We start from the raw sequence: 14,637 nt of genomic DNA on the forward strand, positions 1-14,637 counted from the left end.
GCAAAGGAGGGTTGATCCGGCGAGCCCTTTTGTCATTGACGATGGTCAAGAAGCGCCGGCAGGTCTGCGACAAACATGGTTTTGACGGCTTCGTCCGGCTATGCCCGATAAGATTGGCTTGGTCCGGTTCGCGACCGCACCTCGCGGATAAAGTCCTGCGGGCTCGTGAAGAACGAGTTCTCGATCAAGATGTTACCGACGATGACCACCGGATGCGTTCGCAAAATATCGACTGCAAACGGCGCGGTCAGCAAATTGGCGTCGTAAGTGCAGATCACGGGATCGTCGTAGTTTGGCAAAAATTCATTGAGGCGCATCTCGTATTCAACAAATTCATTGCCGCTCTTCCAGTCGTCCAACACCACTTCGGCGTGCGCGATCATTCGCGTCAACGGAAATCCGAGTGCTGTGCCGTCTTTCAACGTTTCCTGGACGAGGGCGAGCATGGCGTCCTGGTTGAAGCGTCCTGCCTTGAGATAGGTATCCTCCGGCAGCGCGACTTCGAGCTGTCGGCTTTTCATCGTGTTCTCGACATCGATGCCGGCGTTGCGCAACCGCTTGAGATGATCCTCCCGGTGCTGAGTAGGAAGGACATGAAAAGCGCGCTGGCCGCAGTTGATGCCGTCGCAAATGAACGGCAGCAGCGCGTCGTATTCCTCCACTGCCGAACTGAAGAACGCGCAGACATGCCGGTGCTCGCGCAGCATGGATCGTCCAAAAGGAATGGGCGCGGCGGTTGAATTCATGTCAGCCTCCCGGTTGAGGTTTTTCTGGGACCTGCTTGCCGTGAAAGTGCTGGTTCGGCATCAGGCCCTCTATTTGCTCCATGCAGTCTGCAACCTGGACGGCGAGCCGATCCAGCGGAGCAGGGTCGAACTCGCTCTCTTTCCGCGGTTCGCGAAAGTGCGTTGTGAACACGCCCCAGAGGCGGCCGTTGCTGCTGATGAGCGGTGTGGACTGTGCGGCAGCAATTCCGCAGGCACGCAGCATATCGAGCTCGCGCGTGCCCACAAAAAGGTAACTCGTTGAGACATTCTCGACAAACACACGCATGCGCCGCATGAGCGCGGCAGCACATGAAGTGTTAGTGTCGCGGCGTACGGCGCCGAAAAAGGAAAGGGCTTCGCTCGATAATCCGCGGCTGGCAACAATTGTCAGGCAGTCGGCTCTCTCGTCGAAGCGCTGGAGCGTGCCCATGTCGGCGCCCGTTATGCCGATCGCTATATCGAGGACCCGCAGCAGGTCCGCACCGACATCGTTGGAATTGCTCAGCCGCTTGAGGACGGCGTCGATTTGTTGCTCAGTTGCCGCCTCGAGCGGCTCCGTGAGTTTTGCCATTGGCTTGCCTCAGCGGCCGTGACGCGCGAACATTGCCGCGGCCGCGCGATGCCGGAAATGTAATGGAGGATCACTGCCAGGCGGATTAAGCAATTTTGCGTAATTGCCATTTTCGTCATTCCAGCCAGCGAAATCTGACAATAGTAAATCCGCGGTTGCGCGACCTTGGCTGTGCTGTGCTTCCGCAAGGAGCCTAACCGACGAAGGTGTTGATTCTGCACTATTCTTTCCATGGCCACGTCGAAACCATGGCATGTGAAGAAGAAGCCGAAGGTGTCCAGACCGCGGTGGAGAAGTGGTCGTCAAACGTCGCCCGAATTGGTTCTCGCCGTCGGAATACATTCGTGATGTCCGCTCGAGATCGCTAGGCAATCCGGATTCAGGCTCGACCAGCTCGCTTCGATCGCGGCAGATGTGAAATTTCCCGGACCAGGCCGACGGGCTTGGGCGCAGGATAAATTGGCCGCGAGCTCGGTTCGGCTTTCACATCGACCGCCACGCAGACGGCGACCAGTCGATGATCCTGACGTTCATTCCGACACTGATGCACTTTGGCATGTTGCGATCGCCTCACCTACCAGGGACTCAGGCGAAGTAATCAGTCAATGTAAGGTCGTGATATCTTCAACCGGCAACGTGTCCGGTGCCTGATATGCTCCACGGCGTCGGACGAACACTAGGCAATTGGCTTGGATGGTGTATGGTTCCACCCAGGACGTGGATGCAACTCTGACCGGTGCGAACCCATAAAGCATCGCGACCGCGGATGGTCCATCGCCAGCCGACAATCCAAAGGTGAATTTCTGCCGTTTTGCTTCGGCTTAGTGACAGTCGCCGAAGTTCCGATTTGCGTTGTGGATTGGATCAGGCGACATGCCTTGGGTCGATGAGCTTTCCCAGCCGCAGGAGCTCAGGCGCTGCATCCGCGATCTCGTTGCGCTTTCGACGCTGCCGGCCATCTGGAAAGACTACAATTCGCGGCAGATCGCCGACAGCGCGGCGGCCGCATTGCTTTCGATGCTCAATGCCGACGTCATTTACGTGTCTGTGCCGGGGCTGCGCGACGAACCTGCGGCCGACGTGATGCGCACGAGCCAAGCGGTATCCGTCGGATCGTCTGGTCACATTGAACGCATCCTCCGCGGTGCGTGGCGCGGAAGGCGCGAGCAGATATCCGCGATCGACAACCCACTCGGGAAGGGAACGTTACGGATCGCGGCGGCGCCGATGGGCTTTGGCGGCGACGACTTGATCGTCGCAGGTTCCGTTAATCCGCAATTTCCGAGCGAGAGGCACCGGCTCCTTCTCGGAATTGCGGCGAACCACGCAACGCTCGCTATCCAACGCTGGCGCGCGGAGGCGGAGCAACGGCGTCTGACGACCGTAATCGAGCGGTCGTCCGAGTTCATTGGTTTCGCCGATCTAGACGGCACACCGCAATATCTCAATAAGGCGGCCTTCGACCTCCTCGGGCTTTCCGGCACTGAGGAAGTGCAGCAGCGTAACATCTTCGATCTCATGGCTCCCGATGAGCGAGCTCGGGCGCATCGCGAGTTGCTTCCGATGGTGATGGGAACCGGACGCTGGCTCGGCGAGCTCAACCTCCGCCACTTCAAAACTGGAGAAATCATCCCCTTTTTGGTGGATTGGTTCCGCATCGACGACCCGCGCACGGGCCGTCCTACGAACATGGCGACCGTCGGCCGCGATCTGAGGCATCAGAAAAAGCTCGAGGGTGATCTTCGAGGCCTCAACGAGTCGTTGGAGCAGCGGGTGGCGGAACGGACATCGGAATTGGCGGAAGCGCTCGAGCGACTGACGCTCGAAGCTGAGGAGCGGCTGCGCGCGGATGTCCGCGCGCAGCAGTTACAAGCGGAGCTCCATCATGCATCGCGGCTGAGCGCCGCAGGTCAGATGGCCGGCGCGTTGGCGCATGAATTGAACCAACCGCTAACCGCGTTCACCAATTCGATCAACGCTGTGCACCGGATGATGGCCAACGGGTCTCCCGCTCCCCACAGGGTCGCTACTGTACGCGATGTCCTTGGCGAAGCCGCCGATCAGGCGCTCCGCGCCGGCGAGATCATTCGGAGGCTGCGGGAGTTCGTCACGCGCGGTGAGACGGAAATGCGGATCGAAAACCTCCCTGACCTGATCCGTGAAGCCAGTCATTTTGCCTCGGCGGGAACCGGACCGCACGGCGTGCAGGTCCGGCTGAGCTTCGATCCCCGCGCTGAGGCAGTGTTTGCAAACCGAATTCAACTGCAGCAGGTCATGGTTAACCTGATACGCAATGCGCACGAGGCGATGGCGCAGAGCGAGCGGCGCGAGTTGGAAGTGGTCACAGCGCGTCTCGATGACGAGTCGATTGAGATCGCTGTAGCAGATCGTGGCTCGGGCCTGCCGGACGATATTGTCGAACACCTCTTCGAGCCATTCCACACCACAAAAGTCGATGGCATGGGACTCGGCCTTTCGATCTGCCGCACGATCGTCGAGGCCCATCGCGGAAAGCTGGGGTATGAACCCAATAGCGGCGGCGGAGCAATCTTTCGTGTGACGCTGCCCGTCCCGCCGGAGCGATGAGTCTACCGATGGCCGCCGAACGGTTCATTTACGTTATTGATGACGACCCGGCGATCCGCCGATCGTTGGAGCGGCTGCTGGACGCGGTCGGTTTCCAGGTGGCGTCGTATGCAACGCCAAAAGCGTTCCTCGACGTCGCGGGCAGCTTACCCTGGGGCTGCGCCCTGCTGGATCTTCGTATGCCGGAGATGGACGGCTTTGAGGTTCATGCTCGCCTTCGGCTGATAAACCCGGACTTGCCGGTCATTGTGGTGACGGCTCAAGGCGACGTGCAGACCGCAGTCCGTGCGATGAAGGCGGGAGCTGTGGACTTCATTGAAAAGCCCTACAGCGACGACACCTTGATAGCGGCGATTGAGTCCGCGCTGAAGACCGGCGCGGCGAAGGGCCGGACCGATGAAATTGCTGCGGCGGCGGCGCTGATCGATACGCTCAGTCCACGCGAGCGGCAGGTTCTTGAGGCGCTCGTGGCCGGGCAGCCAAACAAGGTCATTGCCTTCGAGCTTGGCATCAGTGTGCGCACGGTCGAGGTTCACCGCGCACGTATGATGGATCGGTTGGGCGTGCATCAGTTCGCCGAGGCTGTCCGTCTTTTGGTCTTCGCGAGCTTTGCAGAGCGGGGGTGAGCGGATATTTGCTGTGCTGGAGATGCCCTCTCCAGCACATCGTCCTGCTCGCCATCCTCGAGCGCTGATTTCTACACGACCCCCGCCGGGGAAAAACGTATGACAGCCGATCGGAGTCAGAAAACCATGATGGCCATGAGTCCGCGATCGGCTCCGCCGCGGCTCTGCGAGCAGCAACAGGGCTTCATCCGACATCAGCGCGGCCGCGACCCGCTCCGAGAGCGGGAGGTAGGTCCGCTCAACCTAATCGGTCTGTTACGCCGCTGCGGGCGCGCCACCCCGGGCCAGGACCTTGTCCAGCGTGATAGGCAGGTCGCGCACCCTGACGCCGGTGGCGTGATAGACCGCATTGGCCACGGCCGCTGCGACCCCGACGATGCCGATCTCCCCAAGACCTTTCATGCCCAGCCGATTGATCAGCGTGTCCTTCTCATCGACGAAGATCACCTGGATGTCGTTGATGTCAGCATTTACGGGCACGTGGTACTCGGCGAGGTTGGCGTTGATGATGCGGCCGATGCCGTGGTCGTAGACGGTCTCCTCCTGCAGGGCCATCCCGATGCCACCGACGATCGCCCCCATTATCTGGCTACCCCCGGTCTTCGGGTTGATCACCCGACCGGCCGCGATCGCGCTGACTACCCGCGTCACTCTGATGACGCCTAACTGCTCGTCGACCTTCACCTCCACGAAGACAGCGGAATGGGTGTTCTTGCTATACTTGCCGTCTTCCTTGAATTCGTTGGTCTTCTCCTTCTCGATCCGCTCGAGCCCACCATGCTGCATGATGTCCGCCACGGACACGACACGGGCTGCATCCTTGCGGCTGACCAGCTTGCCTTCAAAAAGCGCGACATCTTCCGGCGGCACGCCGGCGAGCGGTGTATCAGGCATCTTTTTTGCGGCCTCAAGCAGTTCCTTGCGCACCTCGTCGGCCGTCGCGAGCACGGCGTGGCAGGAGGAGGCGGCCATCCACGAGCCGCCTTCGACCGGCGCCTTCGGCAAAGTGGAGTCGCCGAGCTTTATGGTGACATTCTCGATCGGCAGGCCGAGGCTGTCCGCCGCTACCTGTGACATCACAGTGTAAGTGCCTGGGCCGATGTCGGAAGCCGCGCAGGACACTTCGGCGTAGCCGTTCGCGGTCATCACGATCCGCACGGCCATCGGCATCTGCAGGGCCTCCCATATGCCGCTCGCCATGCCCCAGCCGACCAGATTGTTGCCGTCGCGCATCGAACGCGGTTCCGGACTGCGCTTGCTCCAGCCGAATGCTTCCGCAGCCTGGCGGTAGCAGTCACGCAAAGCCTTGCTAGTGAAGGGAACATCCTCGTTTTGGTCGCGGTCCGAATAGCAGCGCAGGCGCAGTTCGACCGGATCAATCTTTAGCGCCACCGCGAGTTCATCCATCGCGCTTTCCAGCCCGTAAACGCCGGTCGCCGCGCCGGGAGCGCGCATGTCGCACGAGGTCGGGCGGTCGAGATGGACGATTCGTTGCACGTACCTGGCATTCGGGGATTTATAGAGCTGCGCCGACCAGCCGGCGTCGTTGCGCGAAAAATCCTCGAACTCCGAGGTGGCGCCGATCGCCTCATGCGTGACGGCGTCCAGCGTGCCGTCCTTCTTTGCGCCGAGCGCCAATCGCTCAATCGTAGGCGGGCGATAGCCAAGCCCATACATCTGCTGGCGCGTCAGGACCAGCCGCACCGAGCGCTCAAGCTTCAGCGTGCCCATCACCGCCAGCACCACTTGGTATTGGGGCCGTAGGCCCGAACCGAACGCGCCGCCGACAAACGGTGAGACGACGCGGAAATCGTCCTTGTTCTTCTTGAATGCGCTGGCGAGAAAGTTGCCTACGTTCTGCACGCCCTGCGTCTTGTCATGCACCGTGAGCTTGCCATCGCCGTCCCACACCACCGTGGTGGCGAATAGCTCGATTGGATTGTGGTGCTCGGTCGGGATATAATAGTCGGCCTGGTGGCGCACCTCGGCGGCTGCAAACGCCTTGGCAGCGTCGCCGCGCGGCTTGGCTGGCCTGTCTACCGTCGTGGCGGCATCCAGCTTCACCCGCAGATCGGTCGCGAAGGAGCGCGCCTCATAGTTCACCCTGATCAGCGAAGCGGCGTAGCGCGCGATCTCCCATTCCTCCGCCAGCACCAGTGCGATCGGCTGGCCGTTGAACCAGATCTGGTCGTCATAGAGCGGCCGGAACGGCCGGCCTTCCTCCGGCGCCACCTCGTCCTTCCACGCCTCGGGATTATCAGCGACTTGGGGCCGGTTCTCATGTGTAATGACCGCGAGCACGCCCGGCACACGGAGCGCTTCGCTGACTACTATCTGCTTGATGCGGCCGCGTGTGACAGTGGATTCCACCACGAAACCGTAAGCCATGTTATCAGCGTTGAAATCGCCGGCATATTTGGCCGATCCCGTGACCTTGGCGCGGCCGTCGACGCGCGAGATAGGGCGACCGGTATAGGAGGAAGCGGGGCTGGTTTGGGTCATTGGATATTCTTGTCCGATTGCACTTGCGGTGTGCCGCGCGCGGCCTGCGTCAGCGCGCGGGCAATCACGCGGCGTGCCAGTTCGACCTTGAAGCCGTTGTCCTTTTGCGGCTTGGCATCACGCAGCAGCACGTCAGCGACGCGGACAAAGTTGGCCTGTTCCGGCTTCTGTTCCTTCAGCGCGTCTTCGGCGGTCTTGTCGCGCCACGGCTTGTGTGCGACGCCGCCTAGCGCAAGCCGTGCCTCTTTGATGACGCCGCCCTCGAGCTCCAGTGCGGCGGCGACGGAGACAAGCGCGAAGGCGTACGACATCCGGTCGCGGATCTTGATGTAGGTATAATTCCGCGTGAACGGCGCTGGCGGAAGCTCGATTGCCGTGATCATCTCGTTCGGTTGCAGATTGGTGTCCTGCTCCGGCTTGTCTTCTGGCAAACGATGGAACTCCGCCATCGGAATAGTGCGCGTGCCGTTTTGTCCCATCACATGTACCGTGGCATCGAGTGCGAGCAGCGCCACGCACATGTCGGAGGGATGGGTGGCGATGCAGGCATCGCTCGCGCCGAGGATGGCGTGGTTGCGGTTGAACCCCTTGATCGCCGAGCAGCCGGAGCCCGGCTGGCGCTTGTTGCAGGGCGTTGCGGTGTCATAGAAATAGTTGCAGCGCGTTCGCTGCAGCAAATTGCCGCCGGTCGACGCCATGTTGCGCAGTTGCGCCGAGGCGCCGGCTAGGATCGCGCTGCCGATCATGGGATAGCGCTGTTCGATCAGTGGATGCCAGGCGAGATCGGAATTCGGAACCAGCGCGCCGATCTTTAGGCCGCCGCTCGTGGTCTCCTCGACCGTCGTCAGCGGCAATCGCGAGATGTCGACCAGCCAAGTAGGGGCCTCGACATTGTTCTTCATCAGGTCAAGCAAGTTGGTGCCGCCCGCGATGAACTTCGCCCCTTGCTGGGCAGCGACCAATCGCAACGCGTCGGCGACATTGTCTGCGCGCGCATATTGGAACGGGATCATCGCGTGCCTCCGTCTGTCCCCATGGCTTGCTGGATCGCCAAGACGATGTTGGGATAGGCACCGCAGCGGCAGAGATTGCCGCTCATCAATTCCTTGATCACGTCGACGCTGTGGGCCTTGCCTTCCTTGAGCAGTCCGACGCCCGAGCAGATCTGCCCGGACGTGCAATAGCCGCACTGGAACGCATCATGATCGATGAAGGCCTGCTGCAGCGGGTGCAGCGCGTCGTTATGGACGAGACCCTCGACCGTGGTGATCTCGGCGCCGTCCTGCATTACCGCAAGCGTCATGCAGGAATTGATGCGACGGTCGTTGACTAGCACGGTGCAGGCGCCACATTGCCCGTGGTCGCAGCCCTTCTTGGTACCAGTGAGGTCGAGATGGTCGCGGAGCGCGTCCAACAGCGACACCCATGGCGCAAAGGAAAGCCGGCGGTCTTCGCCGTTGACCCTGAGTGTCACCTCGATCTTTTTCGGCAACGCAATAGGGCTGGCGCTCTGCTCAGCCACGACGTCTTGCACCATCAAAATCTCCGCAGATTGGGGGGGCGGGTACCGGCTGCAGCAGGGAGAACAAAAGCACTTATGAAATGGTTCCAACCCGCGCCGGCAAGCATTGGATACTTTCAGCTGATATCCGATGAGCGAAACGGCGACGACACTACGCCGCATGACGTCGCCCCCGTGCTTCGCTGAACAGCTTGATCGTTTCCCGGTTGAATGCCGGGATATCATCGGGGCTGCGGCTCGTGACCAAGCCCTTGTCCACGACCGCTTCCTGGTCCACCCAGTCCGCGCCGGCGTTCTTGAGATCGGTTTTGAGAGAGGGCCATGAAGTCATGCGTCGGCCGCGCGCCGAGCCGGTCTCGATCACGGTCCAGGGACCATGGCAGATCGCTGCAACCGGTTTACCGGCATCGAAGAATGCCTTCACGAAAGCAACCGCATCTGGCTGAATGCGGAGCGAGTCCGGATTGATGACGCCGCCCGGCAACAGCAGCGCGTCGAAATCTTCCGGCTTGGCCTGACCGAGCTCCACGTCGACCGGCAACTCCATGCTCCAGTCCGTGAAATTCCACGCCCGTACGCGTCGATGTTTGGGCGATACGATCCTGGTCGTGGCGCCGGCTTCGTCCAGAGCTTGACGTGGCCCGGTGAGTTCGACCTGCTCGAAACCGTCGGTGACCAGGATGGCCACATTGAGTCCTTTAAGGGTGTCTTTTGCCATGATCCGGCTCCTTTCCAATCCCTGTACAGTGAGCGCCGTTTGAGGGTGCACTGGCGCGAGCTGCCGCTGTCGCGGCTCATCGCCAGCGCTGATCGACACAGGCCTTGGGTTGTTCGCCGCGATCCTGTGCCAGAGACGGATAGTCTGTGTATCCCTTCTCGCCGCCGCCGTAATATGTCGTCGGATCGTCGGCATTGAATGGCGAGCCGATGCGCAACCGCTCGGGCAGATCGGGATTGGCGATGAACTTGCGGCCGAAAGCGATCAGGTCCGCCTTTCCCTCGCGAAGCCACCGCGCCGCCGTGTCGGCCTCGAAGCCGCCCGCGACTATCAGGGTTCCCTTGAATTTCTTCCGCATCGTCTCGACCATGCGGAGTGCCCGCGGATCTGGCTCTTTTCCGCTTTGCATCTGCTCTATCGCGGGGTTGACGATATGAAGATAGGCAAAGCGGTAGTCGCTGAGACGCTCGGCGATATAGCCAAAGGTCGCTTCCGGTTGGTCATCGTGGATGTCGTTCATCTTGCCCATCGGCGACAACCGCACGCCGATGCGATCGGGCCCCCAGATGCGTATCAGGGCCTCGGCGACCTCGAATAATAATCGCGTCCGGTTCTCGACCGGACCGCCATAGGTGTCGGTGCGCCAATTGGTGCCGGTCTCGATGAACTGATCGAGCAGATAGCCGTTGGCGGCGTGGATCTCGACGCCGTCGAAATCGGCGGCCCGGGCGTTTATCGCCGCCCGTTCATATTGCGCCACGATGTAGGGCATCTCTTCAATGTTGAGCGCACGGGGCCGTACGAACGGCACGAGCTCGCCTTCGCCGCGCTCGTTCTCGATGAAGGCTTTGCCCTCCGGAATGATGGCGGAGGGGGCGACCGGGAGCATATTGTCGGGCTGCAGGGCCGGGTGCGAAATGCGCCCGACATGCCAAAGCTGATTGAAGATCAATCCGTCGGCCTGATGCACCGCTTGGATGATCCGCTGCCATGCTTCGACCTGTTCACGGCTGTGGATGCCCGGCGTCCAGGCGTAACCCTGGCCCTGCATCGAAACCTGCGTCGCTTCGCTCACGATCAATGCTGCAGATGCGCGCTGTGCGTAGTAGCAGGCGGCAAGGGAGCTCGGCACGTTGCCCGGCTGGCGTGCCCGCGAGCGCGTCAGCGGCGCCATGACGATGCGATGCCGCAGGGTGTAGGGGCCGAGTCGGTACGGCGCGAACAGCACGTCCGTGTCCGTCGCCTGAGCGGCACGGGCTGTCCGCGAAATCGTCGTTGTCTCGTTCATGTTCGCTCCTGCAGCGGAGGACATCGGCGGCTTTCTTGGTCCGTCCACGTGAAAATAGTAGGAGCAAAGCACTCCGCTTCAATTGACTGCCGTCAATGCCGAGCAGGATTAGAATTTCCCTAATAGGCGACACTCGTAAGGTTCGTTTGCGCGGGCGGGTGTGAGCGAAGATGTGACCAAAATGACCGCGATCGACTCCATCACCCTGATTGAGGGCTACGACGCGATACGAATCTTTCTCGAAATGGCTTTGCGGCGGCTTGGCAAGGCGGACGAGGAGATCGCTCTCATTATGGCGGGCTTGAAATGGGCCGATGGAGCGCCGGTCGATCCGACGATGTGGGAAGCGTGGCTGGCGGCCGTGCAAATCGCTTGCGTCGGTCGGACCCATCAGATTTCCAGCAAATGATAGATTGTGTCCGGACCAGCTCGTGCTGCCGTCCCGGTTGGATCGCGCAATCCAGTGCGCAACAGGCGTCATCGGCCAATTCGCACGCGCGCAATCAGGCGTCCGCGGGCGTCCGTCACGACAACCGATGATCCATGCCAGCTGCCGTCTTGCGCCAGCTCCTGGGCGATCGCAAGCGCATGTGCCGCGGCCTGATCCGGCGTTGAATGGAGAGATCCTGTTTCGTCCGCATACCGCATGCCATTGTCGATATGGAAATAAAACCGGCTGCTATCGGGCAGAGGCTCGGTGACGGATTGTTGGCGTGCATCAATTGTCGGCCGCAAAAGCTCGACATTGCGCTCGGCTGCTCGCCGCAAGGGATCCGTCACCAACTCGATGAGGGAATCGAGCCTCGCGGAAAAGCTCCGGCCGATCTGCTGATGAATACCGAAGATGAAGTGATAGTCGGGCGTCTCGACAAGCCGCGCGCCAAGAATGTCGCGCACGCCGCATGCCAGTACAAAATCGTTGTACCATTCGCTTCTGCGCAAGACCTGATCCGAAAAGCATTCGGAGAGCTTTTTCCAGCTTCCATCGAGCAACGGCGAGTATGGGTCGAGAGCGGCGTAGTGCTTGATATAATCGGATTTGAATTCGGCGCTCAGGCCGACAAAACAGGCATCTTCCACGGTGCCCGTGTTCTTGTTCGAAATAATGAGGGCGGCGCCTGCGACGCCGGCCGCCTCCATTAGCGCCTTGAGCGCATCGGGCCACGCCTCCGGCGAAGCCGCGGCATCCTGGAGCATTGAAACAAGAGTGGGCATGCGAATCATATCCTCATGATCCGGCTGGAGTCAGCGAATTCGTAACCTCCTTGCGCGATGCGCAGACAATCGCCCGCCGTGATTGGCAAAAGACTGTCCTGACATCACGGCGAAATCTTCGACGTGGCCTTGATACCCGTCAAGGTAATGGAACCGGACGAGGAAGAAAATCAACATTTCAATTTGCTGCTCCGGTCCCGGCTAACGCCATGAGAACGCATCATGTTGATCACTATCTGTCGTCTCTACGATTCATATGCCGACGCGAACAGTGTTGTTATCGGGCTCCAGGCCGCAGGCATAGCGCCTACCGAAACCAGCGTCGTCTCGAATAATTCCGACAGCTGGTACCGGACCGGGCATGCCGCCAACACGGTGACTCTGCGGAAGCAGGGTACGAGCGAAGATACTGCGGCCATCGGCAAATTCGAGGGCGCAGCGGTCGGGGTCGCGATTGGCGCGACAGCGGCGACCGCCGCCAGCCTTGTCACCATGCTGGTGCTTCCGGGCGTCGGCGCGGTCGTCGGCGCAGGATGGCTTGCGGCGCTGTTGGGCAGCATGGCGATCGGCGGCGCAACTGGCGGGCTGCTTGGTGCGCTGACTAATGCCGGCATCAGCGAGGAAGATGCACATGTGTTTGTCGAGGGCGTGCGTCGCGGCGGAACTTTGGTTGCCGCTCGAGTATCGCCGACCGACGTGCCGCGAATAGAAGCCATGATGAACCAATCCGCGGTGAAGCTTGGGGAGCGCTGCGATCTCTACCGCAAATCCGGATGGCACGCGTTCGATCCGTCGGCCAAGGCCTATACCGCCGATCAGGTTCGCAGCGAACGCGCGCTGCATGCTCACTGACGGGCCCGCCGGGCGTTGACGTCTGTCAAGGCCGTTGCAGGTGGCAATCATCCTTGAGCAGTTGGGACTCGGAATCCTGATGGTCGCGGTCGTGGTCCTGTCGCTGCCGTTCCTGCCAGTGACGGCCGCGTCGCAGCGGCGGCGGTGCGTTTCACTGAAGAGCACGACATATTCCCACGTCACCGGCCGGCCGGAATCCTCAACCGGAGTTCTTGGCCCGGTCGGTTTCGGTCGCGTGGATATCTCTCAACAGGGAACGCAGCCCGTGGAGTTGGTCGAGGAGATGCAGAATAATCGCTATCCCTTCATCGTTGACGCCAAGATCCAGCTTGAGATCCCGGATCAGCCGGGCCCGCGCGAGATCGGCTTCAGAGAATTGAGGAGCGATGCCGCCGGCGAGAGGTATCAGCCATTCCTCATCAATCCAGACGTTCAATGTCGCGGCGTCAAGATGCGATCGGGTAATGAATTCCTGGATTTCCACGGTCACACTCCCATCGATTGCCGTGGACTGTCCGCGACCGGCTGCCACTGCGTGACGAACTTCTCAAGCTCGGAATCTGGCTTTTGCGGAAGGACCAGCTTCAGTGTGACGTATTGATCGCCTTTGTTGCCGTCGGCGCGCGGCACGCCGCGGCCCTTCAGCCGAAGAATCCGCCCGCTGTTCGACCATTTCGGTACTGCCGCCGTGACCATCCCGCTCGCCGTCGGCACCTTGATTTTGGCGCCCAGCACCGCCTCCTTCAAGGAGATCGGCAAATCCAGATAGATGTCGTCTCCCTTGCGGGTGAAATAGGGATGCGGCAGCACGCTGATCTCGATCAGTGCGTCGCCGGGCGCGCCGTCTCCCACTCCCGAGCGACCTTTGCCCTTCAAACGCAGAACCTGACCGTTCCGCGTGCCCGGCGGGATGCTGACGTCAAGCGCGGAGCCATCGGGCAGCACGAGAGATTGCTTGCCACCATTGATGGCATCCACGAACTCAAGATCGAGATGGTAGTGCACGTCCTGGCCGCGCCGGGGGCGCCCTGCGCGGTCGCCGCGGCCGAAGATTTTGGAGAGAATATCGTCGGCGCCGGCATAATCGCCGAAATCGGAAAAGCCGGCGTTGTTGGTGTAGGCCGACCAACCACCTTGATCGGCGAAATCGCGATAATATTGCTGGTGAGGCCGTTCCGTTCCCGAAGCGTCAATTTCGCCGCGGTCAAAGCGCGCGCGCTTTTCCGGATCGCTCAGCAGATCATAGGCGGCCGAAACTTCCTTGAACTTATCTTCCGCTGTCTTGTTGCCGGGGTTCAAATCGGGGTGCAGCTTCTTCGCCAGGCGGCGATAGGCCTTCTGAATGTCGTCTGACTTAGCGTCCTTTTTCACGCCAAGCGTTATGTAGGGATCTGCGGCCAATGCCCACTCCTGTTTGCGCCTTTGTCATGGCAAGCGAATGCGGTGTCATGGTTGTTCCGCTTGCGACGATGGTTGCCGGGGCTTGGCCACAACCACACGCGCCGGCCGCAGCAGACGGTCATGAAGCATGTAGCCCGTCTCCAAAACCTGGGACACGCTGCCGGGCGGCTGGTCTGTTTGATCCGTCGTCATCACCGCTTCGTGCTTCTTGGGATCGAACGGTTGGTGGAGGGCCTTGATCTGCTCGACGCCGAAGCGATTGAGAATCTGAGTCAGGATGCGGTCGGTGGCGGTAACGCCTTCGATCAGCCCGTCGATTCCGCTCCCCTTCCGGTCCGCCGCGCCGGCCTCGATGGCGCGGCGGAGATTGTCGACAACCTGCAGTAACTCACGGGCAAAGTTCGTGATTGCGTATTGCCCGGCGTCCTGCGCGCGCCGTTCGCCTTGCCGCCTGGTATTTTCGGTCTCGGCCAGCGCCCGCATCAACCGCTCGCGCAACGATGCGATTTCGGACGCGGTGTCGTTGTTTTGGGCTTCGCCGGCGACTGACGCGCCGGCGTCCTTATCCATTGTATTCGTCGTCATGCCG

Annotated in this window: 15 protein-coding genes; 4 read left to right on the forward strand and 11 right to left on the reverse strand. The window is 61.0% G+C overall.

What is annotated here, in order from left to right:
- Positions 1-98: 98 nt before the first annotated feature.
- Both ACP7AL_RS24480 and ACP7AL_RS24485 read right to left on the reverse strand, forming a co-directional pair.
- On the reverse strand, positions 99-746 hold the full coding sequence (locus ACP7AL_RS24480; protein WP_425995078.1) for an MEDS domain-containing protein: 648 nt from the start codon (positions 744-746) through the stop codon (positions 99-101).
- Position 747: 1 nt separating this feature from the next.
- On the reverse strand, positions 748-1,338 hold the full coding sequence (locus ACP7AL_RS24485) for a GAF domain-containing protein (RefSeq protein WP_425995080.1): 591 nt from the start codon (positions 1,336-1,338) through the stop codon (positions 748-750).
- Between the two features lie 873 nt (positions 1,339-2,211).
- Here ACP7AL_RS24485 and ACP7AL_RS24490 point away from each other — a divergent pair.
- Both ACP7AL_RS24490 and ACP7AL_RS24495 read left to right on the forward strand, forming a co-directional pair.
- Positions 2,212-3,924 (forward strand): ATP-binding protein, encoded by a 1,713-nt coding sequence (locus ACP7AL_RS24490; protein WP_425995082.1) that lies wholly within the window; start codon positions 2,212-2,214, stop codon positions 3,922-3,924.
- 8 nt (positions 3,925-3,932) lie between these two features.
- The gene (locus tag ACP7AL_RS24495; RefSeq protein ID WP_425995084.1) at positions 3,933-4,550 is read left to right on the forward strand and encodes a response regulator transcription factor; all 618 of its coding nucleotides are present in this window, start codon (positions 3,933-3,935) and stop codon (positions 4,548-4,550) included.
- A gap of 255 nt (positions 4,551-4,805) precedes the next feature.
- Here ACP7AL_RS24495 and ACP7AL_RS24500 read toward each other — a convergent pair whose 3' ends face one another.
- The 5 genes from ACP7AL_RS24500 to ACP7AL_RS24520 form a co-directional block, all read right to left on the reverse strand.
- Positions 4,806-7,052 carry a xanthine dehydrogenase family protein molybdopterin-binding subunit gene (locus ACP7AL_RS24500; protein ID WP_425995086.1) on the reverse strand — a complete coding sequence of 749 codons (2,247 nt, stop codon included), beginning with the start codon at positions 7,050-7,052 and terminating at the stop codon, positions 4,806-4,808.
- Positions 7,049-8,065 (reverse strand): FAD binding domain-containing protein, encoded by a 1,017-nt coding sequence (locus ACP7AL_RS24505; protein ID WP_425995088.1) that lies wholly within the window; start codon positions 8,063-8,065, stop codon positions 7,049-7,051. The genes ACP7AL_RS24500 and ACP7AL_RS24505 overlap by 4 nt, the downstream gene beginning before the upstream one ends.
- The gene (locus ACP7AL_RS24510) at positions 8,062-8,589 is read right to left on the reverse strand and encodes a (2Fe-2S)-binding protein (protein ID WP_425995090.1); all 528 of its coding nucleotides are present in this window, start codon (positions 8,587-8,589) and stop codon (positions 8,062-8,064) included. The genes ACP7AL_RS24505 and ACP7AL_RS24510 overlap by 4 nt, the downstream gene beginning before the upstream one ends.
- Positions 8,590-8,725: 136 nt before the next feature.
- Complete coding sequence (locus ACP7AL_RS24515; RefSeq protein ID WP_006019327.1) at positions 8,726-9,292, reverse strand: type 1 glutamine amidotransferase domain-containing protein; 567 nt, start codon at positions 9,290-9,292, stop codon at positions 8,726-8,728.
- A gap of 76 nt (positions 9,293-9,368) precedes the next feature.
- Complete coding sequence (locus ACP7AL_RS24520) at positions 9,369-10,580, reverse strand: alkene reductase (protein ID WP_425995093.1); 1,212 nt, start codon at positions 10,578-10,580, stop codon at positions 9,369-9,371.
- Between the two features lie 181 nt (positions 10,581-10,761).
- On the opposite strand from ACP7AL_RS24520, the gene ACP7AL_RS24525 reads away from it, so the two are divergent.
- Positions 10,762-10,989, forward strand: a complete 228-nt coding sequence (locus ACP7AL_RS24525) for a hypothetical protein (protein ID WP_425995095.1) — start codon at positions 10,762-10,764, stop codon at positions 10,987-10,989.
- A gap of 68 nt (positions 10,990-11,057) precedes the next feature.
- On the opposite strand, the gene ACP7AL_RS24530 is transcribed toward ACP7AL_RS24525, so the two are convergent.
- On the reverse strand, positions 11,058-11,795 hold the full coding sequence (locus ACP7AL_RS24530; protein ID WP_425995097.1) for a DUF6894 family protein: 738 nt from the start codon (positions 11,793-11,795) through the stop codon (positions 11,058-11,060).
- 222 nt (positions 11,796-12,017) lie between these two features.
- Here ACP7AL_RS24530 and ACP7AL_RS24535 point away from each other — a divergent pair, with 222 nt between their 5' ends.
- On the forward strand, positions 12,018-12,647 hold the full coding sequence (locus tag ACP7AL_RS24535; RefSeq protein WP_425995099.1) for a hypothetical protein: 630 nt from the start codon (positions 12,018-12,020) through the stop codon (positions 12,645-12,647).
- Positions 12,648-12,846: 199 nt separating this feature from the next.
- On the opposite strand, the gene ACP7AL_RS24540 is transcribed toward ACP7AL_RS24535, so the two are convergent.
- The 3 genes from ACP7AL_RS24540 to ACP7AL_RS24550 are packed head-to-tail and all read right to left on the reverse strand — an operon-like array spanning position 12,847 to position 14,618.
- A complete protein-coding gene (locus tag ACP7AL_RS24540) occupies positions 12,847-13,131 on the reverse strand; it encodes a chaperone modulator CbpM (protein ID WP_425995101.1) in 285 nt (94 codons plus the stop codon).
- A gap of 2 nt (positions 13,132-13,133) precedes the next feature.
- Positions 13,134-14,048 carry a DnaJ C-terminal domain-containing protein gene (locus ACP7AL_RS24545; protein ID WP_425995102.1) on the reverse strand — a complete coding sequence of 305 codons (915 nt, stop codon included), beginning with the start codon at positions 14,046-14,048 and terminating at the stop codon, positions 13,134-13,136.
- A 45-nt stretch (positions 14,049-14,093) separates the two neighbouring features.
- Entirely contained in the window at positions 14,094-14,618 is a 525-nt protein-coding gene (locus ACP7AL_RS24550; RefSeq protein WP_425995103.1) for a nucleotide exchange factor GrpE, read from the reverse strand.
- Between the last annotated feature and the right edge of the window lie 19 nt (positions 14,619-14,637).

This window comes from Afipia sp. DC4300-2b1 (assembly GCF_049895725.1).
Classification (GTDB): Bacteria; Pseudomonadota; Alphaproteobacteria; order Rhizobiales; family Xanthobacteraceae; genus Afipia; species Afipia broomeae.

Coding starts and splice junctions, on each gene's coding strand:
- ACP7AL_RS24550 (WP_425995103.1), bottom strand. CDS start 14,618: ATGGATAAGGACGCCGGCGCGTCAGTCGCCGGCGAAGCCCAAAACAAC.
- ACP7AL_RS24500 (WP_425995086.1), bottom strand. CDS start 7,052: ATGACCCAAACCAGCCCCGCTTCCTCCTATACCGGTCGCCCTATCTCG.
- ACP7AL_RS24510 (WP_425995090.1), bottom strand. CDS start 8,589: ATGGTGCAAGACGTCGTGGCTGAGCAGAGCGCCAGCCCTATTGCGTTG.
- ACP7AL_RS24515 (WP_006019327.1), bottom strand. CDS start 9,292: ATGGCAAAAGACACCCTTAAAGGACTCAATGTGGCCATCCTGGTCACC.
- ACP7AL_RS24495 (WP_425995084.1), top strand. CDS start 3,933: ATGGCCGCCGAACGGTTCATTTACGTTATTGATGACGACCCGGCGATC.
- ACP7AL_RS24490 (WP_425995082.1), top strand. CDS start 2,212: ATGCCTTGGGTCGATGAGCTTTCCCAGCCGCAGGAGCTCAGGCGCTGC.
- ACP7AL_RS24485 (WP_425995080.1), bottom strand. CDS start 1,338: ATGGCAAAACTCACGGAGCCGCTCGAGGCGGCAACTGAGCAACAAATC.
- ACP7AL_RS24530 (WP_425995097.1), bottom strand. CDS start 11,795: ATGCCCACTCTTGTTTCAATGCTCCAGGATGCCGCGGCTTCGCCGGAG.
- ACP7AL_RS24525 (WP_425995095.1), top strand. CDS start 10,762: ATGACCGCGATCGACTCCATCACCCTGATTGAGGGCTACGACGCGATA.
- ACP7AL_RS24535 (WP_425995099.1), top strand. CDS start 12,018: ATGTTGATCACTATCTGTCGTCTCTACGATTCATATGCCGACGCGAAC.
- ACP7AL_RS24505 (WP_425995088.1), bottom strand. CDS start 8,065: ATGATCCCGTTCCAATATGCGCGCGCAGACAATGTCGCCGACGCGTTG.
- ACP7AL_RS24480 (WP_425995078.1), bottom strand. CDS start 746: ATGAATTCAACCGCCGCGCCCATTCCTTTTGGACGATCCATGCTGCGC.
- ACP7AL_RS24520 (WP_425995093.1), bottom strand. CDS start 10,580: ATGAACGAGACAACGACGATTTCGCGGACAGCCCGTGCCGCTCAGGCG.